Raw genomic sequence first — 21,229 nt, 5'->3', positions numbered from 1 at the left:
ATCAGGCATGATCGCCAAATAGTGATCCTGACCCGACAGAATGTGCTCCACTATCTGGTCCAGGCCGATCATCTCGGCCTGGACCGCATCGTGAACGGCGACATCCAGATCGTCTCGCGAGAATCACGCAACCGCGCCTTCGCCGTTTCCGACGCGCGCGGGCCGGGCTTCTTCGTCAAGCAGCATCGCCCGGACGAAGGACATTGGAGCGGTGGCTCCACCCTGGAGAGCGAAGCACATATCTATGCGCTCGCTGCGGCCAACGACCGGCTCGCGGCCTTGCTTCCGCCTTTCCACAGCTTTGATTCGGAGCATCAGATCCTCGTCATCGGTCTTGTCGAACCGGCCGAGACGCTGCGCGCGCGCCATCGGCGAACCGGCACGCTCTCGCTTCCGGCCGCCGAAGCGATCGGTCATGCTCTGGCGACATGCCATATCGAGTTCGGCAAGACGCTTCGTTTCGGGCCACCCAACGCGTCGCTCGCAAAGCATCGCCCCTGGATCCTGAGACCGGACCGGCTCGATCCCCATGTCACGCCCAGCCAGAGCGCGGCACAGGCAAGGGTCATCTCGATCGTCCAGGATCACCCCGATCTGATCGATCGACTGCGCGCGCTTGAGCCCGGCTGGCGCGTCAACGGCATCATCCATGGGGACATGAAATGGGATAATTGCCTGGTGACGGATGCGGGAGCGTCGGGCGACACGACCGTGACTTTAGTCGATTGGGAAATGGCCGGAACGGGCGATGTGGCGTGGGATGTCGGTGGCATCCTGCAATCCTGCATTATTGCCTGGATTCGCTCGACCCGACCAAAATCGGGGGACACCGCCGCGTCGATTGCGGCGAGTGCCGAAATTCCCCTGTCGGCACTGCAGCAGACGACGCGCGGCTTCTGGAACGCCTATGCCGATCATCTGGACCTGGATCGACGCGCAACCGCCACATTGCTGTCGAGCGCGGTGGCCTATGCCGCGGCACGGATCGTGCAGACCGCGTTCGAAGCGACGAGCGACGACGCGCTGGTGAGCGCGCACATGATCCTCGCGCTGCAGTTCACCGCGAACATGCTCGCCGATCCGAAAGCCGTGGCCGCCTCGCTCCTTGGGCTGGCGGCGTGAACGCAACCGCCCGGGGCGCGAGCCGACCGCGCTGGCTCGACGATCTGCAACCTATCCTCGACACGGTCCAAATCGTGTCACCGACCTGCTTCACCCTCGCCGGCGAGCGAGTCGATACCACGCGGCGTCCCCCACCATCGTCTAGGGACGAGTTCTTCGATCCCGATCCACTGATGAGCATGTTGCACCGGCGGCTCTATGCCACTTTTCATGCGGGCGCCTCCGGCAGCGACGATGGCGGGGCGGAGCAGCAAATTTATGTTGCCGGGTTGTCGGCGGCGAATTTGAGCTTTGACCGGTGGGACAGGGGCTGGACCGTCGTCGAAACGCTGGCGAGCGGCGCCGTCATCGTAGAGAAGGGATATCGGACACGGCGCGCCAATCCCGGCGAATTCCTGTCCGGGACGGCGCCAGCCAATGTGGTGCGGGGAACCCCGGTCGAGATCCGCTTCAGGCGGGAAGCGAGAGTGCTGCAAGAGAGCTTCTATTATGCGTTCGGGGGTGAGCTCGACGATGATTTCGCACGGATGCGCTCAGTGCGGTATTATCTGAACATGGATGCGATTGCGGCACCGTCCGTCATCGGCATGCTGACCGGCGAATTTACCACCCGCGCTGTCCCGTTTGCGTGCAAATGCGCCAACAGCCCGGCCGGATTCGAGCGTCGCGATCCGTGCGTCCTCTATGTCGGCGCGCGGCACGCCCAGCTCGTCCATTATATCCTCCTGTCGCTGCTGCCGACGCTGGCGCCGCATTTGCGGCCGGCCGTGCCGATGCTGACCCACCAATTGGCGTCCGGTCTCGGATTTGCCGAGGAGCCCCTGGGAAACGACAGTTTCGGCAGTCACCGCATGCGTGCAATTGCCCTTGGCCTCATCACCGCCCACAAGGAAGAGCGTGACGACGTCGACGGTCGCCGTGCCGCGGTGCTTGCCAGCTTTGCCGCGCTTGGCATCGACCTCGATCTGCCACATCTCACGGCGAGCGATGCGGATCCGTTCGGACTGCGGCGGCTGAGTTTTTCCGATGACGAGTGACGCCGGCCAACGGATCGATGCGGCGCTGCGCATCGGCAATCTGCTCTGCGCCGATGCCTTGTGGTGGGACGGCCGTTGTACCTTCACCACCGACGATGTGGATCCGATCGCTGCGGGCTGGCAGATCGTTCACCGCACCTGTGGCGGCGACCTCTACACCGGTACCGCGGGCATCGCGCTTTTCCTGGCCCGGCTGGCCGCGCTAACCGGCGACCGCGTGATCGCGCGAACGGCCGCCGGCACGCTCGCCCATGCCCTTGCCGAGGCGGACACACCGGGGATGGAAGGCCGGAGCGCGCTCTATACGGGTCGCCTGGGCATTGCGGTGGTCGCCGCCATGGCGGGAGAGTGGCTCGGCCGGGCCGACTTCACGGCGGCGTCGGCGCGGCTGGTCACGTCGATCGAGACGAGCGCCATCGCCGGATTTTCCGGCGGCGATTTGATGGCGGGACTCTCGGGCGGGATCGCCGGCGCGCTGATCCTTGCACGACGGCTCGCTGATGATCGGCTGCTTGCCTGGGCATCCCAACTCGGCGATGCGCTGATCGCCGAAGCGCATCGATCGCCCTCGGGATGGCATTGGCCAACGCCGAAAGAACTGATCGGCCTGTGCGGCCTTTCGCATGGCGCCGCGGGTATTGCCTGGGCGTTCGCCGAACTCGCGCGCGCCACGGGCGAACAGCGCTTTGCTCAGGCCGCCGCCAATGCCGTCATACATGAACAACATTGGTTCGACGCTGACGCCGGCAACTGGCCCGATCTTTCGCCGGACAGCTGCGACAGTGCAGGCCGCCGCTCCTTCAGCCTGTCATGGTGTCACGGTGCACCCGGGATCGCGCTGACGCGGCTGCGCTTGTGGGAACTGACCGGAAACGATCAGTTGCGCGAACAGGCTCGCGTCGCGATCGCAACAACCGCGGCAGATCTCCGTGCAAGCCTCGAACAGGGCATCGGCAACTATTCGCTCTGTCATGGGCTGGCCGGCAATGCCGAGGCGCTGATCGAGGCGGGCCCATCCTTCGAAACGGGAGACCTGGCAGCGTCCGTTGCGATGGCGGGCATTGATCGCTTCGGCGCCGATCCACGATCATGGCCGGCCGGAGTCGATTCCGGCGACACCACCTCGCCGACATTGATGCTGGGTCTGGCCGGCACCGGCTATTTCCTCCTGCGCATCGACGACGCCGCGGGAACGCCCTCGATCCTCCTCCCCGACGCCGGTGTGTCGCCCGCGTGTCCGACCGTGCCGAGTCTTGTCGAAGCCTTTGCCGATAAAAGCGCGCGGTCCGGATAATTCCAGCATGGCCGCAGCCGGGTCGCTCGTATATTCTGGATTAACTACTTGATCTATAACAATTTTTCTTGAATTTTACGAGAACACGGCGAGGGGAGATATGACACGACCGGTGTCCCATATCTTTCGCCACTCGATCTCCCGGCCTTGCCGCCTGTCAGACCGCCGCCGTCATCTGCCCGGCATACCAGCGGACATAACGATCGACATTCTGCTCCTTGAGCGGCGAATAGGGCCCGGGTTCGAAACCGGGCGCGGTGACCCCGCGCCATTGCCGGCGGCAGATGTCCCAATCCTCCATCATCACCCGGTGATGGAATGCGGCGACCTGGTCCGGATCATAATCGCGCCCCGCCTCTGCCTTCTCATCGACCAGCCAGTATCCGCGCACGATCGTCCGCGTCGGCGAGACCGGGTGATGCGCACCGTATGGGCATAATCGGCATTGGCGTGGCACCAGAAATTGATGTTGGTGTTGGCGCGCGCGGTGCCCATGTCGGGATCGTTGAACCCACCCATCAGCACGGCGCATACCGCCTGTCCGTCCGGGCTTTCCGTCACCATGTCGCGGCGCACCGGCGTGCGGTTGGCGCGAAACCACTCGGCGGTATAGTCGGATGACGTATTGACCCGGCTGGTATCGAGACCCGCCTTTTCCCACCGCACCGTACAATCGGCGAGGCGTTCGGCAATCTCGCCCTGCAGCGCCGGATTGTCGTTCTCGGTGTCATATTGCACCGCGACATAGTCGGGATGGTTGGCCTTGCAATGATAGCATTCGCGGTTGTTCTCGACCACCAGCTTCCAGTTCAGCTCGAGATCGTAATCGCGCATCACCGCGATCTTCGCGCGGTCCATCCCCTGTGACGACAGGATCGGCGAGAGATGGTCGCGCAGCGCATCGATCGGCTCGGCGTCATCGGCCAGGTTGACGAAGACCAGGCCGTCAAACTCCGCGACCTGCACCGGCTTCAGGCCATGTGCGGCCTTGTCGAACCCCGCCCCCATCATCGGCGCCGCGATCAGCGCCCCGTCCAGCGCATAGGTCCAGCTATGATAGGGGCAGGTCAGGCGGGCCGCCCTGCCCTGCTCGCTGGTGCAGATGATCGACCCGCGATGGCGGCAGATATTGAGATGGCCGTGCAACACGCCGTCACCGTCACGAACGATGACGACCGGCGCATTGCCAACGTCCAGCGTCAGATAGGCGCCCGCCCCCGCCAGTTCGATCGAATGGCCGGCGAAGAACCAGTTGCGGTGAAAGATCCGCGCCTGTTCCTCGGCATAGACACCTTCGCTGAGATAGGCAGCGCGTGGTAGCCCGTAACCGGGACGATATGTGTCGAGCAGTTGAACATTCATTGTCATTTTTCCGGATCAGGCCATTGCGACCGCGCGGACCACCGGCCGCGGTCGAATGAAATGCAGCGCCGACAGCGCCACGCCGAGGATGCAGAACAGCGCCGTGCCGTAAGCGGTCGCTTCGAAGAAGCGCAGCCAGTCGAACTGGATCGCCGAGAAATTCTTCAGCAGCAACAGCCCGACCGTCCCGGCATAGCCGCATGAATCGGCGAGATAGATCAGGAAGCCGGCGGTGCCGACCTCGCGCGTGACCGCAATGATCCGATCGAACAGCATCGCGTTGAATGGCGTATAGGCCATGTACAGCCCGGCGCCGGCAAGGACCATCCAACCGGCCGGGCCAAGCCAGCCGCATTGATAGGCCAGGGTCGAGCCGCCGATCAGCAGCGCGCCGACGATGATCGCCCCATGCACGAAGAGCAGAGCGCGGCGATTGTCGCGCACGCCCATCAGCGCCCCGAGCGTGACGAGCGAGAATAACGCGACCGGCACTTCGCTCGCGGTGAACATCGTCGCGACATTGTGATAGCCGAGCGCCTGCCAGATCTCCGCCGCAAAATTGTCACGAAAATCGCGAAACGCCGTGAGCAGGACATAGGCGATGATCAACGGGATGATCGCTGCGGCATGGTTGCGCAGAAAGGTCGCGCGCTGGGTGCGGTTCATCGGCGCGCGCGGCGTGCGCTCGGCACGGTCGGCGGTGTCGGGCGGGGGCAGCATCGACAGGCCGACCACCGCGATCAGCAGCAGCGGGAAGAACAAGGCACCGGCCGCCACGGGCATCCAATAGTCGGTGACACCCAGGCCGAGCAGCCAGCTGCCGACCGACTTGACTACGCCGGATGACAGAATGAAGCTGGAACACAGGATCGCACCGAGCATTTCCGAGGTCCGCCGTCCTTCGACATAGCTGTAGACCAGCCCCCAGATCAGTCCCAGCGGGAGGCCATTGAGGAACATCGCGGCGACATTCCACGGCGCAGGCAGGATCGCAAACAGCAGCAGCGCGAACCAGGACAATGCGATCAGGCCGATGATCGCCGCGCCGCGATGCGCCTGCCCCATTTCGGAGATCAGCTTGACGCCGATGATCTTCGACAGGGCATAGCCCAGCACCTGGGCGATGATCAGCGCGATCTTGTAATCAAGGATGAAATGCCAGCCTGCGACGTGCTCGAACGTCGCCGCGGCGAATGGCTTGCGAAACGCATACATCGCGAAATAGGCGGAAAAAGACGCTGCACCGGCAAACAGGCAGAAAAAGACGGAGTGCGCGCGCTGGAGGCGATCGGCGAGTCTCATCGCTCGCCTCCCTTGTCGACGCCGGGCAAGGCGACCGGGCTGAGCGAGCGCAGCGTTTCGACGATCGCCATGACTTCGCGGACCAGCGCGGTGCGGCGCCGATCGGTAAGGCAGACGACATAGCCCGAGAGTCTGAAACCGACCTCCGAGCCCTCGACCGGGAGATAGACAATGCGCGGATCGGGCGGCGCCTCGCACGAGAAGAAGAAGCCAACCCCAACGCCCAGCGCCACCGCCTCGCGAATGGCCTCGCGAGTGTGCATCTCGATCGTGGCCACGGGTTCGATCTCCGCCGCCGCGACCAGCGACTGCGAAATCGCCCGGGTCCGCGACGTTTCCTCACGGATCAGCAGCGTCTCGCTCTGCAATGCCGCGAGGGGGAAAACCGTCGAGCCCGCGAGTGCGTGGCCGGCGGGCAGCGCGATGACGATGCGGTCGGCATAAAGCGGCTCATAGGCGAACAGCGTGTCGCCCGGCGGATCGGAGGCGATCGCGACATCGGCTTCCGCCTGCCGCAGCTGCTCGATCACTTCGCGTGCATTGCCGATGCGGACGCGCAGCTGGACCGTCGGGTGCAACCGATGAAATGCCGCAACCAGTTGCGCGGCATAGGGCGGCGAATCGGACGCGATCCGCAACGTCGTGCCGTCGAGCCCGACCGCACCGCTCAGCATTTCACTGATATCGTCGCTCGCCGAGAAGAGTTTCTGGCTGAGCCGGAACAATTGCTTGCCGGTTTCCGACAGTTTGAGCGGCGATTTCCGGCTTTCGAACAAAGTAACGCCGTGACGTTCCTCAAGTGCCTTGAGCTGCTGCGAAAGGGTTGGCTGAGACACGTTGAGCCGGCGCGCGGCGCGGCTAACGCTCGCCTCGACCGCGATCGCGTGAAATGCTCTCAGATGCTGGAAATTCACCGACACCCCGGTTCCGAACGAGATCGCTTTAGTCGCCATGGATGTCGGTTTGATGACGTTTGCGACGCAGCGCCAATTGGAGCTTTCTATAGGGGGCATAGACGCAATGACTTTGAAGCCGCCGCGACATCCGACCATTGGGGCTGCCGCAGGACGGCGGCACGACGCTCCCGTCTCCGACTTTCCTGGGGAGCAGAAACATGCATCGAATTACCAGACAGAGCCTCGCCGCTGGCGTGGCCCTGATCGCTTTAACGCTGGCCGGCGCCGCGCGTGCGGAGGACAAACCTGCCGACACGGCTGCGGAGTCGGCGCCCGAAGCGCCAGCCGACGATATCATCGTCACGGCAGCATCGGTTGCGCGCGGCAACAGCATCGTCAGCGCCGACCGGCTGCGCGCGCAGGGCTCGACGCTCAATGTGGTTAACGCCATCGCCGATGTGCCGGGCGTGTCGATCCGCGGCTCGGACGCCTATAATTCCGATCCCTGGAGCTACGGCATCAACATACGCGGCTTCGACGTGAACCTGCGTTCCTCGAAGATCGGCCAGACGATCGATGATATGCCGGCCTACAACGCCTCCTATTATCTCGGCGGTGCGCCGGCGCAGAAATATCTGCTCAATGAACTGGTCAGCGAAATCCGCGTCGATCAGGGAACTGCGGGCGTCGGCTCGGCTTCCGCCTCGGCGCTGGGCGGCACGATCGCTTATTACACCCGCGATCCGTCGGAGGCGATGGGCGGCCTGATCTCGGTCGGGATCGGCGACTATAATTTGCGCCGCTATGCCGGCTATGTCGAAACCGGGCGGATCTTCGACGGCACTACCCGCGCCTATGTTGGCGGCTCGCGCCTCACCTCGTGCCGCTGGGCCTATGGCTGCGCCGACCAGAGCGGCGCCGACGAATGGCATGGCGAGGCCAAGTTCGTCAGCGAACTCGGCAAACTCACGCTTACCGGCCGTGTTTCATACGACAAGGCAGTCGATGATCCGCTGATCGAGGCGTCGCGCGGCTTTCTCGACTCGACCAACGCGCCGGACGGCTCAGTACCCGCCTGGCTCGGCATCCCCGCGGGTATCAACGAAAATTGGGCGCATGCCTGGTCGGCGCACCGCGAGAATGTCTTCGGCTATCTGAAACTGAAATATCAGGCGAGCGACAGCATCAGCATTGAGCTCTCGCCTTATTATCACTGGCAAAAGGGCCAGGGCGACTGGGTTCCGCCATACCAGCAGATCGCGCTCGACCCCAATGGCGTCCGCACCATTGCCGGCGGCACCGCGCCGGGCGCGTCACGCAAGAAATCCTATTTCGACTATATCGACGCCTCAGGTCGTCAGCGCCCGGTGATCCAAGGCCTGGACTATACCGACACCGACGGGACCAGAGTGTTGTCATCCTATTGCTACGGCGCGGGTGGCGCAGTGAACGCATCATGCGCGCCAGCACAGACCTATCGCACCAGCATCTATGGCCATGACCGGTTCGGCTTCACCTCGAAAGTGTCGGCCGAACTCGGCGGCAACCGGATCGAGGGCGGCGTGTGGTACGAACGGCTCAACCGCGACTTCGGCCGCGAATGGCACCAGGTGATCGATGCCCGGCGCGGACCGGCCTATTATGGCGACCCACAGCTGATCGACTTTCAGCAGCATTTCCAGACCGACCAGTGGAAGCTCTATCTCGAGGACACGCTGACGCTCGGCAAGCTGACGCTGACTGGCGGCGTGCAGAAATATCTGATCGACATTCGTGGCCAGACCGAGGGCTGGGATGCGTTCGGCAAGCCGGTGGCGCCGCTCAGGACCAAGCTTAATGCCGATTCCAACCTGCTGTTCAGCCTTGGCGCGGTCTATCATGTCGACGACGCGCTGCAGGCATTCGCCGGCTTCTCGCAAAACTATGGCGCGGTCGGCGACTGGGCGCTCGAAAAGACCCAGACCGACACCACCAATCTCAAATCATCGGTTGCCAATGATTATGAAGCGGGGCTGCGCTACAGCAACCGCCGGGTGACCGCGCAGATCACCGGCTATTACATCGACTACCGCCACGCGATCACCTTCTACTCCGCCGACTTCATTGCGGGCGGGCCATCGGGATCGAGCGGCGGGATCAACTACACTGCCGGCACCTCGGGCGCTTACGCCAATACCGGCAAGGGCATCGCCTCACGCGGCGTCGAGGTCAGTCTGGCCTATCGCCTGACCCCCGCATTCGACGTCAGTGCGGCCTTCACCTGGAACCGCTCGACCTATCAGCAGGCTTTTCTGGGCGGCACCGCCAATGCTGGCACCGATGTGATGGTGGCCAAGGACAACAAGGTGCCGGGCGCCCCCACCACTCTGGTGTCGCTTGGCGCCAATTATCACACCGGCGACTTCCGCGCCGGCATCCGCGCCAAATATACCGGCAAGACGCCGGGCGACGCCGTCAACACACGAGCCCTGTACCTGCCGGCCTATACCCTGGTCGACGCCTCGTTCGGTTACCGCTTCAAGCTCGACGACAAGCGCTATCTCGATGCGCAGCTCAACGTCACCAATTTGTTCGAGGAGAAGTATATCGGCGGGATGCTCGACGAGTTCACCAGACTCTACACGCGTGGTGCACCACGCACTGTTTCCGCCACCTTGAGCGTAGGTTTCTAACGGCCATTGCACCGGCCGCGCAGGGTAACGCGCGGCCGGCATTTTCTTGAAGGACGATATCGTGTCAGAGACTTCTTTTGACGTGGCGATCGTGGGCGCGGGGATCATCGGCCTCGCGCATGCGCTGGCCGCCGCCCGGCTCGGCAAGCGCGTGGTGGTGATCGACCGCGACGCGCAGGCCAATGGCGCATCGATCCGCAATTTCGGTTTCGTGACGGTGACCGGGCAGGAGCGCGGCCTCACCTGGCGCCGCGCGCTGCGCACCCGCGATGTCTGGGCCGAAGTTGCAGCCCAGGCGGGCATCACGATCGAGCAGCGCGGGTTGATGCTGGTGGCTCAGCGGCCCGAGGCATTGAGCGTAATCCAAGCCTTTGCCGAAACCGAGATGGCGGAGGGCTGCATGGTCCTGTCGGCCGCCGATATGCAGGCGCGTTTCCCCCTGCACGGCGGCAAGGGCATAGCAGGCGCCTTGTGGAGCCCGCATGACCTGCGGGTCGAATCGCGTAGCGCCATCCCGCGCCTGGCCAAATGGCTCGAGGAACGCTGGGGCGTGACGTTCGTGCGTCAAACGGCAGTGCGCGAGATCGCCGCACCCGCGATTGTCACCAACAATGGCAGGTTTCGCGCGGACTTCATCGTGGTCTGCCCCGGCGACAATTTCACTGGCCTCTATGCCGACCGTATCGCCGCGCGCGGCTTGACGCGCTGCCGATTGCAGATGCTGCGCCTGGCCGATCCGGGCGTGCGGCTGCCCGGCGCATTGATGTCGGACCTCAGCATGGTGCGCTATCTCGGCTATGCCGAACTGCCCGAGGCCGAACCGCTAAAGGCGCTGCTCGACGCCGAACAGCCCGAGCATCTCGCCAACGGCATCCATCTGATCTTGGTGCAGGGCGCGGACGGATCGCTGGTGGTGGGCGACAGCCATCATTATGCGGAAACACCCGCGCCGTTCGCGTCCGAGGCCGTGGATCGGCTGATTCTCGACGAATATATGACATTGCTCGGCCAGGTGCCGCCCGTGGTGGAACGCTGGACCGGCACCTATGCCTCGGGCCCCGATCAAAGCTTTGTCGATGCGCCGGAGCCGACAGTGCGGCTGGTGATGGTCACGAGCGGATCAGGCGCCTCGACCGGCTTCGCGATCGCCGAGGATGTCATCGGCAAATTCTACGACGTCGAGCAGGAGGCAGCGGCATGAGCGATATGATCAGGGCGGTGGTGTTCGACTGGGCCGGGACAATGGTCGATTTCGGCTGTTGCGCGCCGGTCCAGGCGCTCCAGTCAGTGCTTGCCGAGGCGGGTATCCAGGCCAGCGAAGCCGATATCCGGCGCGACATGGGCATGGCCAAGCGCGCGCATATCGCTCGCCTGCTCGCCATGCCGGACCTGGCGGCGCAGTGGCAGGCGATCCATGGCCGGGCACCCGGCCAGACCGATATCGACGCGCTTCACGATGCAGTCGAACCGCTGATGATCGCCGCCGCCGCGGATTGTGCCGAGCTTATTCCGGGTGCCGCCGCGACCGCCGCAACGCTGCGCGCGCGCGGCATCCGGATCGGATCGAACACCGGCTATACCCGCGCGATGATGGCAGCGATCCTGCCGCGCGCTGCGGCGCAGGGCTATACCCCCGACGCGCTGGTCTGCGCAGGAGAAACCGCCGAAGGACGCCCCTCGCCGCTGATGCTGTGGCGGGTGCTGGTCGAGCTTGGCATCTGGCCTGCCGCTGCCTGCGTCAAGGTCGACGATGCACCGGTCGGGATCGCCGAGGGCCGCAACGCCGGCGTCTGGACGGTGGGCGTCGCCGCGTCCGGCAATGGCGTCGGTCTGACCGCCGATCAGCTCACCGCTCTCTCGCCCGCCGAACGCAGCAGCCGGATCGCCGCATCGGCCGCACTGCTGCGCGAAGCCGGTGCACATGTCGTGATCGACAGCGTGGCGGATCTTCTGCCGGTCCTGGATGAGATCGAGGCGCTCCGCCAGGCCGGCGGCGATCCGACAAGCCTGGTCAGCCGGCGCGATTGAGTTCGTCGATCCACGCGGGGAGCGCCGCGAGACTGTCGAGCTGACGGAACCGCGCGTCCCGTGTCGGCGGCTCGGCGCGTTCATGCGACCAGACTAGCGAGTGCGGCACAAACGCGGCATGCGCGCCGGCATCCAGCGCCGGCAGGATGTCCGACCGCATCGAATCCCCTGCCATCACGGCTTCATGCGGCGCGACGCCGTAACGTGCAAAGACCCGGTCGAACGTCTCGCGGGTCTTGTCGCTGACGATCTCGATCCCGGCAAAACGGTCACCAAGGCCGGAAGCAGCAAGCTTCACTTCCTGATGGAGCAGGTCGCCCTTGGTGACGAGCACCAGCCGGCCGCGCGCCACCAGTGCGTCGAGCGTGTCCTCGATTCCGGGCAGCAATTCCACGGGATGCGCGAGCAGGGCGCGGCCAACCTGAAGGATGCGCGAGATCGCATCGATCGGCAGCCGCTCACCGGCAAGCTCGATCGCGGCCTCGATCATCGACAAGGTGAAGCTCTTCGCGCCATAGCCATAGGCGCGGAGGTTGCGCATCTCCACCTCCTCGAGCCGCGAGCGAGCGATCCCCGCCTCGGCAAAGGGCGCCAGCAGGTCGAGCAGCAGATGCTCGGCTTCCTCGAAATGACGCATATTGTGCCAGAGCGTATCGTCGGCATCGAGGCAGATCAGGTCGATAGGCATGAGCGGCGCTCTGCCCAAACCGGCTGATTGGTGCAATCCCTGGCAGGCGGGATCAGTCATGCTCGACACCGCCTGGCCAATTCCTGCCGATCGCCCCTTCTCGGCGCGGTGCGCGGATGGCAGGATGGGGCATGATCGCCCGTCCCCTTGCTTCCATCGGTCCGCGATGATGCGCTGCACCCTCCCGGTGCTGATCGCCACCGCACTGCTGCTCGGCGGGTGCAACTGGCGCAGCGACGCCGGTCCGGTGATCGTCAGCGCTATCGGTGAGCCGCCCCGGCTCGGCGATCCGTCACGCGGCGGGCAGGATCTGCCGAGCCGCCTGCTGATCGATTCGACCGCTCAGGGACTGGTGCGCTTCGATGCCGCGGGCCAAATCGAGCCCGGCATCGCCGAACGCTGGATCGTGATCGATGACGGCATGAGCTATATCTTCCGCCTGCGCGACGCCGAATGGAGCGATGGACGCCCGGTCACTGCGGATGATGTGGTCGCCGTGTTGAGCCGCCAGATCGCGCGCGGCTCGCGCAACCCGTTGCTGCCATTCCTCAGCGCGATCGACGAAGTGGTCGAAATGACGCCCGAGGTAATCGAGGTGCGGCTGAAGCGCCCCCGCCCCGACCTGCTCAAACTGTTCGCCCAGCCAGAGCTAGCGGTCTTCCGCACTCGCCCGCCCGGCGGCAGCGGCCCGTTCCGCATCACGGCGACGGGCAAGCGCGACGTGACGCTGCATCCGGCCTTCGATCCATCGCGATCGCCCGATGACGAGGTCGCTGAGCCGGGCCCCGCGGCAAACGTCCAGCTGATCGGCGAACGTGCCGCGCGCGCTATCCTGCGCTTCGCCGCGCGCGATTCCGATCTGGTCAGCGGCGGCACCTTTGTCGACTGGCCGCTGCTGTCCTTTGCCAATGTCGCACCGGCAAACCGCCGGCTCGATCCGGCGGCGGGCCTGTTCGGGCTGGTGATCGCCGATCGCAGCGGCTTTTTCGGCGAAGCGCGCAACCGGCTCGCCATCGCCGGCGCAATCGATCGCAACGCCGTGCTGGGGGCCTTCACCGCCGACTGGGCGCCGGCGACCCAGCTCCTGCCCGAAAAGCTCGATTCGGCCGCGCCGCCGGCCGTCTCCGGTTGGACCACCATGGCAGCAGCGGACCGGTTAAGCGAGGCGCGCGCCCGCGTGTCGGAATGGCGTGCCGCCCATCCGGGGCCGCTCCGGCTGCGCATTGCCGTCCCCACCGGGCCAGGTGCAGCCATTCTCCACGCGATGATCGTTACCAATCTGCACAGCGTCGGTATCGACACCGCCCGGGTCCCTCTGGGCGCTGATGCCGACCTCAGGCTGATCGATGCGGTCGCGCCCTATGACAGTGCGCGCTGGTATCTGGCCACGGCCTGTGCGCCCTGCGGCGACGAGGCCCGTACCGCGATCGAGGCAGCGCGCGAGGCGCCCGATGCGCTATCGCGCGCGCAACGCCTGGCCGAGGCGGACATTGCCCTGGCAGCCGACGGCGCATTCATTCCGCTCGCTCGGCCCCTGCGCTGGTCGCTGGTCTCGCTCCGGCTGCGGCAGTGGCAGGGGAACTCCCGCGCGTGGCACCCGTTGAATCATCTGCGCAACGACACCAATTGAGGTGACATGGCCAACACCACACGAATGCACACCGATGCCGCCAAAATCGCCGGCATGATCCCGATCGGGCGCGACCCCGCTGCGGTGCGTCAACGTATCGAAGCGATGGAGCATCTGCTTGAGGGGCTGTTCACCATCCCCGGTATCAATCGCCGGATCGGCCTCGACGTCATCCTCGACGTGATCCCGGTCGGCGGCGACGTGATCGGATCGGTGATGGGTGCCTGGATGGTATGGGAAGCGCGCAACCTGGGCATGTCGAAGACTCAGATGGCGCGGATGTTCGGCAATGTCGGGATCGACTTCCTGCTCGGATTGATCCCGGTCGTCGGCATCATCCCCGACTTCTTCTTCCGGTCGAATACCCGCAACCTGAAGATCATCAAGCGCCACCTCGACCGCCATCATCCCTCGACGGCGATCGTCAACAACTAAGGGCCGGGCCTTATCGAACGGGGTTGGCCTGATTCAGACCAACCCCAATCTACCTAGCGGCTGCCGCGCCAGATCTTGAGCGTGGTGCGGCTCGACAAGCCGCCGCTGCCTGCCTTGCAACGCTCGTAACGGAAGCGCTTGTCGAGACAGAGCCAGACCTCATCGAGCCAGCCGCCGCGCTTGCCGGTCACGCGGATCGCGCTGGCTGGCAGGCCGGGATTGGCCGCGGCGAGCGCCGCGGCAAAGCGCGACACGGTCAGCGGGCGCCGCGACAGGCGATCCATGTCGGGATAGCGCAGGCCACCGAAGAGTTTGGTCGATTGCCCGAAATAGGCGGCCGGCGTCGTGCCCATGCAGGTCCCGTGCTTGGCCCATTCATGCTGGATCAGCTGCGCGGAGGGCGTCGAGCACAGGGTGCTGCGGATGACCGGGCGCGGCACGATTGCGGTCGCGGTGCAATATTGCGGCCAGGTCTTGCCAAGACCGTCGGGCCACAGGCCATGCAGCGTGAAGCCGAAGCGGTTGCCCGACCCGCACTGGAACCGTGCCGAGGGTTCGCGGCCATTGTCGCGGCAATATTGCGGCGCCCAGGTGATCGCCAGCGTGTAGCCGCCGATCGGCAGCACGCGCTGAGGTTCCTTCGCCGAAGCCAGGTCGGGGCGCGGATCGGGCACCATCCCCGGCACTGCGCATTTATACGCCTGGGCCTGCGCGGCCACCGGCAGGCCGATGAGCGCACCGCCGATGAGCAACGTCCCGATGCCCAAAGTCCCCATACGCAGTGTCATGCCCGCGCCTCGCCGAACCACACTTTGGTATCCGGCCGGAACAGGAACCAGATCGACACTGCCTGGAGCGCGGTGCTGGCAAACCCGAGAATACCGCTCACGCCGGACCGGTAGGTCCCCCCAAGAAGCGCGAGGGCCAAGAAGCCGACCCCAGCGACCACCAATATGGTCGCGATCCATTTCGCAACCGCCGCGCCCTGGCGCGCGATGGCATACCAGAGGATCAGGGTGATGCCGAACCCGATCGCGATGCCCACCGGCACTACCCAGCGTATGATCTGCGCGGCCTCCGGGACCTGCGCGGACTGCGTGGCCATGAGCGTCTGGTTGGTCGTCCAGGAAATTATGGTGTTGATCACGCCAAGGGCGAACCCGCCCAGATAGAGGCGCTCGAAAGTCACGATCGATGCTGGCCGGTCCATGCCCGTTCCCCCTTTATTCTCAAATCGCAGGTTTAGCCCGATCACGCGCCCGTGCAACCGGATTTGCAACCATTGCGCCGCGGCGATCCTTTTGCGGCCGTTACAGGGCAGCGAAATCCAGTCCGATATCCGCTGCCGGCGCCGACTGAGTCAGGCGTCCCACGCTGACATAGGTTACGCCCGTCTCGGCAATGGCGCGAATCGTGTCGAGCGTCACGCCCCCCGACGCCTCGGTCGGCACCCGCCCGCCGACCAGGGTCACCGCACCGCGCAGCATCGGCGGCGGCATATTGTCGAGCAGCAAGTGAGTCGCGCCGGCCGCGAGCGCGGGCTCGATCTGGTCGGTCGAATCGACTTCGACGATGATCCGCTCGATCCCCGCCGCCTTGGCTCGCCGCACCGCTTCGCGGACGCCGCCGGCGACCGCGACATGATTGTCCTTGATCATCGCCGCATCCCACAGCCCCATGCGGTGATTGGTCGCCCCGCCCATGCGCGTGGCATATTTTTCCAGCACGCGAAGCCCCGGAATGGTCTTGCGCGTATCGAGCAGGATCGCGCCGGTGCCGAGGATCTTGTCGACATAGGCGCGCGTCATCGTCGCGATGCCCGACAGATGCTGCACGGTGTTGAGCGCCGACCGCTCGGTGGTGAGCATCGCCCGGCCATTTCCCTCAAGTCGCATCAGATCGGTCCCCGCGGCGACCTTCTGCCCGTCCTCGACCAGGCGTTCGATCTTCACGTCGGGGTCGAGCGCGCGGAAAAAGGCTTCGGCGATCGGCAGGCCGGCGACGGTGATGGCATCGCGGCTGTCCATCACGCCGGAGAAGCGCGCATCGGCCGGGATCACCGCCGCGGACGTGATGTCGCCGGCATCGCCCAGATCTTCGGCAAGGGTCGCCGCGACGAACGCGGAGAGATCGAATGCATCAAGCGAGAAGGTCAAATCGGCCTCCGAAAATTCGCCGGCGAAACTGTCGGCAATGGCACCGGGCAAAGCGGTAGAAGCATGGCGGGAAAGAGCCAAGCAATGACTTTCCCTCACGATATCATGCACCGAAAAATCCGTTCGCTCGGACCGTTGCGATGACCGGATTTGGCTCCTAGGTTCCGCGCAACAATCGAACAAAGAGGGGATTCCCATGCGTCGCACCTTTGCCCTGCTGCTTGCCGCCGCCGCGCTGCCGACTCTGCCGTTTGCTACCATCGCTATGGCCGCAGCGCCGCAAGCGACCGCCGAAAGCGCCTTTACCGCCCTGTCGAAACGCTATGTCGAGGGCATTGCGCAATTCTCGCCGGTCTATGGCACGACGCTGGGCGATCATCGCTTCGACGACCGGATCGGCGATGTATCGGCGGCGGGGCGCACGCGGCGTATCGCGCACGATACCGCGTTGCTTGCCGAACTGGGCAGGATCGACCGCGCGACGCTGAGCCGCGAGAGCCAGGTCGATGCCGCATTGCTCGACAATGCGCTGCGCTACGACCTGTGGGATCTCCATACGCTGCAAAGCTGGAAATGGGACGCCCAGATTTACAATGATATCGCCGGCACCGCGCTCTACGGTCTGGCCGCGCGCGACTTCGCGCCCTGGCCGCAGCGGCTCAAATCGGCGACTGCGCGGATGGAGGCGATGCCCGCCTTCCTCGCCCAGGCGCGCGCGCAGCTGGTGCCGGCGCGTGTCCCGCAGGTCTTCGCTACGACAGTGGCGAAACAGAATAGCGGCGTGGTCGATATCGCCGAGACGATGCTTGCGCCGCATGCCGGCGAGCTGGCACCGGCCGACCGCAAGCGCTTCGATGCTGCCATCGCCACGCTCAAGACCGCCGTCGCCGAGCATCAGAAATGGCTCGACACCGTGCTGGTGCCGCAGGCCAAGGGCGAGTTCCGGCTCGGCGCCGCGCTGTACGATCAGAAGGTGAAGTTCGCGCTGGTGTCCACGCTGACCCGGCAGGAAATCAAGACGCGCGCGCTCAAAGCCAAAAGCGAGACGCGCGCCGAGATGTATGCGCTGGCGCGGCAAGTGCTGAGCGGCAAGTCCGACGCGCCCGCCCTGCCCGACCAGCCGACTGCCGAACAACAGCAGACTGCGATCGAGGCGGCGCTGGCGCGCAGCTACGCGCAGCGGCCCGACCGGGGCGGCCTGATGGACAAGGCCAAGGCGACGCTCGCCCAGGCGACCGACTTCGTGCGTGCCAAGGGCCTGGTGTCGATGCCGGACTCTCCGGTGAAGATCATCACCATGCCCAAATTCCAGCAGGGCGTGGCGGTGGCCTATTGCGACAGCCCGGGCGCGCTCGAACAGCAGCTCGACACATTCTACGCCATCTCGCCGATCCCCGACGACTGGACCGATGTCCAGGCGACCTCGTTCCTGAGCGAGTACAACAATTATATGCTCCAGGACCTGAGCATCCATGAGGCGATGCCGGGCCATTATCTGCAGATCGCGCACGCCAACCAGAACAAGTCGGTGCTGCGCGCGGTGCTGTCGTCCGGGCCGTTCGTCGAAGGCTGGGCGGTCTATGCCGAAGGCATGATGGCCGATGCGAATTATATGGACGGCGATCCGCTGTTCAAGCTCACCGTGCTCAAGATGCGGCTGCGCTCGATCACCAACTCATTGCTCGACATCGGAATCCAGACCGAAGGCATGACCCGCGACCAGGCGATGGAACTGATGACCAAGGGCGCGTTCCAGCAGGAGCGCGAAGCGGCGGGCAAATGGACTCGCGCCAGCCTGGGATCCACCCAGCTGCTGAGCTATTTCACCGGCTATAGCGAGCATATGGCGATGCGCGAGGAAGCGAAGCAGCGGCTCGGCGCCAAGTTCGACCTGAAGGCCTATAACGACGCGGTACTGGCGCATGGATCGCCACCGGCGCGGTTCGTGCGGCAGCTGATGTTCGACTTGCCGATCGGGTGAATTACGGAGCCTCTACGCCACTCTCCTCCCTTTCAGAGTGAAGTCCGTCATTCGGGTAAACCATGCCCCCGGCATGGTTTAGGGATTGCTGGGAGCAATCCCGACCCGAATGGCGAACTTCACCGGGCCGGGGGTGGGTCGACGCCCGCGCGACAACAGCGGCAAGGATCACCCCCACAACACCGTCCGGATTGGCCAGCACGTCATTGTTCCAGAAGCGCAACACCTGCCATCCCTGTGCCTCCAGATAGACCGTCCGCTGGTTGTCCAATGCGACCTGTTCGGCATGATGACTACCGTCGAGTTCGATCGCGACCTTTGCCGACCGGCAAGCGATATCGACGATATAGTGGCTGACGATGAGCTGGCGCGTAAAACGCGGCCGGTGATCGCCGAGTAGATGCCAGAGCTTTCGTTCCACCTCGGTTGCGTTGTTACGAAGCGTGCGAGCGTTGGATTTCAGTTCGGGTGGGGTGCGCTGCATGGTGCGAAACTAACCGGGGTCAGCGTGTGGTTCCACCCACCCCCGCCCCCTCCCTAAGAGGGAGGGGAGCAGGTTCTACGGCGCGACCACCTCCGATCAGACCAGCAGCCCGTCCAGCATCTTCCTGAACACGGCCACCGCCTTTTCCAGCGTCGCTTCGGGATCGTCCGAATTGGCGATCCACTGCGCGGCGATGGTCGAGGATCCCATGATCAGCCGCGCGGCGGCTTCCGGATCCATCTCGGCCACCACACCGTCCTCCTGCAGCGCGCGGATGCTGGACGAAATCATCGTGACGCAGCCCGGCACCGTCGGCCAGCTCGACGGATCGCCAAGCACCGCCGGCCCGTCGCGCAGCATGATGCGCTGGATTTCCGGCTCCAGCGCCATCTTTATATAGCCGACATTCTCGTCGATCAGGCCCTGCCAGCGAGTCGGCGCCTGCGCCGACAACTGGTTGAGCCGCTGCGTCATCTCCGCGTCGATCTGCTCGATGACCGCCATGAGCAGGCCCTTCTTGTCGCCGAAATGATGATAGAGCGCGCCGCGCGTCAGCCCGCATTCGGCGGTGAAGTCATCCATCGACGCATCGGCATAGCCGACCCGGCCGAACGCCGCGCGCCCCGCTGCGATCAGCTTGGCGCGGGTCTCCGCGATCATCTCGGTGCGCGGACGATGTTTCATGCTCTGCTCCAATCACATACATGTCGTATGTCAATTGACATACGCCGCGTACGTTCTTATCTCAACATTCATACGCCATGTATGTCATTTATATAAGTGGCATGGCCGAGAAATCGAGAGACGGATCATGACCAATCCCTATGCGACCATATTCCGGGCGCGCGGCGCCAAGGGTTTCGCTGCGGCCGGGTTCGTCGCGCGCCTGCCGATCGCCATGGCGCCGATCGGGCTGGTCACCATGTTGTCGCAGACACACGGCGAATATTGGCTCGCCGGGGCGGTCGCGGCCACCTTCGCGCTGGCCAATGCGCTGGTCGCGCCACAAGTGTCGCGGCTAGTGGACCGCCTCGGACAGGCGCGTGTGCTCATTCCGGCGGTGATCGTGTCGGTCCTGTCCTTCATCACGCTGATCGCGGCCGCTCATTTTGACTGGCCGGTCTGGGCCCTGTTCGCCGCCGCACTGTCGGCGGCGGCAATGCCGAGCATCCCGGCGATGGTGCGGGCGCGCTGGACCGAATTGTTCCGCGACGGCCCCGAGCTGGGCACGGCCTTCGCCTTTGAATCCGCGGCGGACGAGCTGGTCTATATCGCCGGCGCGTCGCTGTCGGTCGGCCTGAGCGTCGCGCTGTTTCCAGAAGCCGGAATGCTCGCCAGCACGCTGTTCCTCGCCATCGGGTCCTCCGCACTGATCCTGCAACCCGGTACCGAGCCCAAGGTGCGGACGAGCGCGCATGAGCATCGCGGCTCGGCGATCCTGTTGCGGCCGGTGCAGATCATCACCCTCGCGCTGATCTTCGTCGGTGCGATCTTCGCCACTGCTGAAGTCAGTGCGGTCGCGATCACCCGGGAACTCGGCCAGCCCGGCGCCGCAAGCCTGGTGATCGGCGTCTATGCGGTCGGCTCGTTCGTCGTCGGGATCATCGTCGGCGCGCTGCCGCTCAAATTGCCGCTGCAGCGCCAGCTGGCGATCGCGATCGGCGTCATCGCGGTGACCACCCTGCCCTTGCTCGCCGCCGATACCGTACCCTTGCTGGCGCTGGCGATCTTCGTCAGCGGCGTTGGGGTTTCGCCGGCCTTCATCACGGCGTTCGGCCTGATCGAGCGGCTGGTGCCACAGGCGATGCTGACCGAGGGCATTACCTGGGTAACCACCGGCATCGGCATCGGCATGGCGCTCGGCTCGTTCACCGCCGGCTGGGCCATCGATGCCTTCGGCCCGCATAATGGCTTCTGGGTGGCGGTCGCCGCGGGCACGATCGCGCTGATCACCGTGCTGCTTGGCCAGCGCGTGCTCGCCGCGCCGCGCGCCGGCAGCCAGATCGAGGGCTGAGGATGGAGCCCCGGCCCGCATTTAGAATTAAATAATTGATATATAACGAATTATACAGAAACCTCACTGTGGCGGTGGCCAGAGATATGGCACATTACCGGTGTCACATATCTCTCGCCGCCCGCCCA

The 21,229-nt window shown here is 64.8% G+C and carries 20 protein-coding genes; 10 read left to right on the top strand and 10 right to left on the bottom strand.

The window, feature by feature from the left end:
- Positions 1–21: 21 nt before the first annotated feature.
- From ACRECS_RS05450 to ACRECS_RS05440, 3 genes are read left to right on the top strand one after another with little or no spacing between them, the layout of a single operon-like run.
- Positions 22–1,122, top strand: a complete 1,101-nt coding sequence (locus ACRECS_RS05450) for an aminoglycoside phosphotransferase family protein (RefSeq protein ID WP_431581943.1) — start codon at positions 22–24, stop codon at positions 1,120–1,122.
- Positions 1,119–2,159 carry a T3SS effector HopA1 family protein gene (locus tag ACRECS_RS05445; RefSeq protein ID WP_431581942.1) on the top strand — a complete coding sequence of 347 codons (1,041 nt, stop codon included), beginning with the start codon at positions 1,119–1,121 and terminating at the stop codon, positions 2,157–2,159. Before ACRECS_RS05450 ends, ACRECS_RS05445 begins: the two co-directional genes overlap by 4 nt.
- A complete protein-coding gene (locus ACRECS_RS05440) occupies positions 2,149–3,453 on the top strand; it encodes a lanthionine synthetase LanC family protein (RefSeq protein WP_431581941.1) in 1,305 nt (434 codons plus the stop codon). The genes ACRECS_RS05445 and ACRECS_RS05440 overlap by 11 nt, the downstream gene beginning before the upstream one ends.
- A 157-nt stretch (positions 3,454–3,610) precedes the next feature.
- Here ACRECS_RS05440 and ACRECS_RS05435 read toward each other — a convergent pair whose 3' ends face one another.
- Genes ACRECS_RS05435 through ACRECS_RS05420 form a run of 4 tightly spaced genes read right to left on the bottom strand, consistent with a single transcriptional unit; the run spans position 3,611 to position 7,070 of the window.
- Positions 3,611–3,844, bottom strand: a complete 234-nt coding sequence (locus ACRECS_RS05435) for an SRPBCC family protein (protein ID WP_431581940.1) — start codon at positions 3,842–3,844, stop codon at positions 3,611–3,613.
- A complete protein-coding gene (locus ACRECS_RS05430) occupies positions 3,757–4,815 on the bottom strand; it encodes an aromatic ring-hydroxylating oxygenase subunit alpha (RefSeq protein WP_431581939.1) in 1,059 nt (352 codons plus the stop codon). The genes ACRECS_RS05435 and ACRECS_RS05430 overlap by 88 nt, the downstream gene beginning before the upstream one ends.
- A 15-nt stretch (positions 4,816–4,830) precedes the next feature.
- Positions 4,831–6,117: a DUF5690 family protein gene (locus tag ACRECS_RS05425; RefSeq protein ID WP_431581938.1), complete on the bottom strand. Its 1,287-nt coding sequence runs from the start codon at positions 6,115–6,117 to the stop codon at positions 4,831–4,833.
- Positions 6,114–7,070 carry a LysR substrate-binding domain-containing protein gene (locus tag ACRECS_RS05420; RefSeq protein ID WP_431581937.1) on the bottom strand — a complete coding sequence of 319 codons (957 nt, stop codon included), beginning with the start codon at positions 7,068–7,070 and terminating at the stop codon, positions 6,114–6,116. The genes ACRECS_RS05425 and ACRECS_RS05420 overlap by 4 nt, the downstream gene beginning before the upstream one ends.
- A gap of 161 nt (positions 7,071–7,231) precedes the next feature.
- On the opposite strand from ACRECS_RS05420, the gene ACRECS_RS05415 reads away from it, so the two are divergent.
- The 3 genes from ACRECS_RS05415 (at position 7,232) to phnX (ending at position 11,713) form a co-directional block, all read left to right on the top strand.
- Positions 7,232–9,685: a TonB-dependent receptor domain-containing protein gene (locus ACRECS_RS05415; RefSeq protein WP_431581936.1), complete on the top strand. Its 2,454-nt coding sequence runs from the start codon at positions 7,232–7,234 to the stop codon at positions 9,683–9,685.
- A gap of 61 nt (positions 9,686–9,746) precedes the next feature.
- Positions 9,747–10,886 carry a TIGR03364 family FAD-dependent oxidoreductase gene (locus ACRECS_RS05410; RefSeq protein WP_431581935.1) on the top strand — a complete coding sequence of 380 codons (1,140 nt, stop codon included), beginning with the start codon at positions 9,747–9,749 and terminating at the stop codon, positions 10,884–10,886.
- Positions 10,883–11,713 (top strand): phosphonoacetaldehyde hydrolase, encoded by an 831-nt coding sequence (gene phnX, locus ACRECS_RS05405; protein ID WP_431581934.1) that lies wholly within the window; start codon positions 10,883–10,885, stop codon positions 11,711–11,713. The genes ACRECS_RS05410 and phnX overlap by 4 nt, the downstream gene beginning before the upstream one ends.
- On the opposite strand, the gene ACRECS_RS05400 is transcribed toward phnX, so the two are convergent.
- Positions 11,697–12,401 (bottom strand): HAD family hydrolase, encoded by a 705-nt coding sequence (locus ACRECS_RS05400; protein WP_431581933.1) that lies wholly within the window; start codon positions 12,399–12,401, stop codon positions 11,697–11,699. The genes phnX and ACRECS_RS05400 overlap by 17 nt on opposite strands.
- A 169-nt stretch (positions 12,402–12,570) precedes the next feature.
- Between ACRECS_RS05400 and ACRECS_RS05395 the strand changes: the two genes are divergently transcribed.
- Together ACRECS_RS05395 and ACRECS_RS05390 are read left to right on the top strand one after the other, a co-directional pair.
- Entirely contained in the window at positions 12,571–14,031 is a 1,461-nt protein-coding gene (locus ACRECS_RS05395; protein ID WP_431581932.1) for an ABC transporter substrate-binding protein, read from the top strand.
- A gap of 6 nt (positions 14,032–14,037) precedes the next feature.
- On the top strand, positions 14,038–14,466 hold the full coding sequence (locus tag ACRECS_RS05390; RefSeq protein ID WP_431581931.1) for a DUF4112 domain-containing protein: 429 nt from the start codon (positions 14,038–14,040) through the stop codon (positions 14,464–14,466).
- A 53-nt stretch (positions 14,467–14,519) separates the two neighbouring features.
- Here the strand turns inward: ACRECS_RS05390 and ACRECS_RS05385 are convergent, their stop codons facing one another.
- The 3 genes from ACRECS_RS05385 to nadC form a co-directional block, all read right to left on the bottom strand.
- Positions 14,520–15,254, bottom strand: coding sequence for a ribonuclease T2 family protein (locus ACRECS_RS05385; RefSeq protein WP_431581930.1), 735 nt, complete (start codon positions 15,252–15,254; stop codon positions 14,520–14,522).
- The gene (locus ACRECS_RS05380) at positions 15,251–15,676 is read right to left on the bottom strand and encodes a hypothetical protein (protein WP_431581929.1); all 426 of its coding nucleotides are present in this window, start codon (positions 15,674–15,676) and stop codon (positions 15,251–15,253) included. The genes ACRECS_RS05385 and ACRECS_RS05380 overlap by 4 nt, the downstream gene beginning before the upstream one ends.
- A 100-nt stretch (positions 15,677–15,776) precedes the next feature.
- Positions 15,777–16,622 (bottom strand): carboxylating nicotinate-nucleotide diphosphorylase, encoded by an 846-nt coding sequence (gene nadC, locus ACRECS_RS05375; protein WP_431582035.1) that lies wholly within the window; start codon positions 16,620–16,622, stop codon positions 15,777–15,779.
- A gap of 196 nt (positions 16,623–16,818) precedes the next feature.
- Between nadC and ACRECS_RS05370 the strand changes: the two genes are divergently transcribed.
- On the top strand, positions 16,819–18,603 hold the full coding sequence (locus ACRECS_RS05370; protein WP_431581928.1) for a DUF885 domain-containing protein: 1,785 nt from the start codon (positions 16,819–16,821) through the stop codon (positions 18,601–18,603).
- Between the two features lies 1 nt (position 18,604).
- Here ACRECS_RS05370 and ACRECS_RS05365 read toward each other — a convergent pair whose 3' ends face one another.
- Positions 18,605–19,087, bottom strand: coding sequence for an endonuclease domain-containing protein (locus ACRECS_RS05365; protein ID WP_431581927.1), 483 nt, complete (start codon positions 19,085–19,087; stop codon positions 18,605–18,607).
- A gap of 96 nt (positions 19,088–19,183) precedes the next feature.
- The gene (locus ACRECS_RS05360) at positions 19,184–19,771 is read right to left on the bottom strand and encodes a TetR/AcrR family transcriptional regulator (RefSeq protein ID WP_431581926.1); all 588 of its coding nucleotides are present in this window, start codon (positions 19,769–19,771) and stop codon (positions 19,184–19,186) included.
- A gap of 127 nt (positions 19,772–19,898) precedes the next feature.
- Here ACRECS_RS05360 and ACRECS_RS05355 point away from each other — a divergent pair, with 127 nt between their 5' ends.
- Entirely contained in the window at positions 19,899–21,101 is a 1,203-nt protein-coding gene (locus ACRECS_RS05355) for an MFS transporter (RefSeq protein WP_431581925.1), read from the top strand.
- Positions 21,102–21,229 lie beyond the last annotated feature (128 nt).

The organism is Sphingomonas sp. (assembly GCF_050725575.1).
Classification (GTDB): domain Bacteria; phylum Pseudomonadota; class Alphaproteobacteria; order Sphingomonadales; family Sphingomonadaceae; genus Sphingomonas.
The sequence above is the reverse complement of the archived record's forward strand: the minus strand, read 5'-3'. Positions and strand labels throughout refer to the sequence as shown.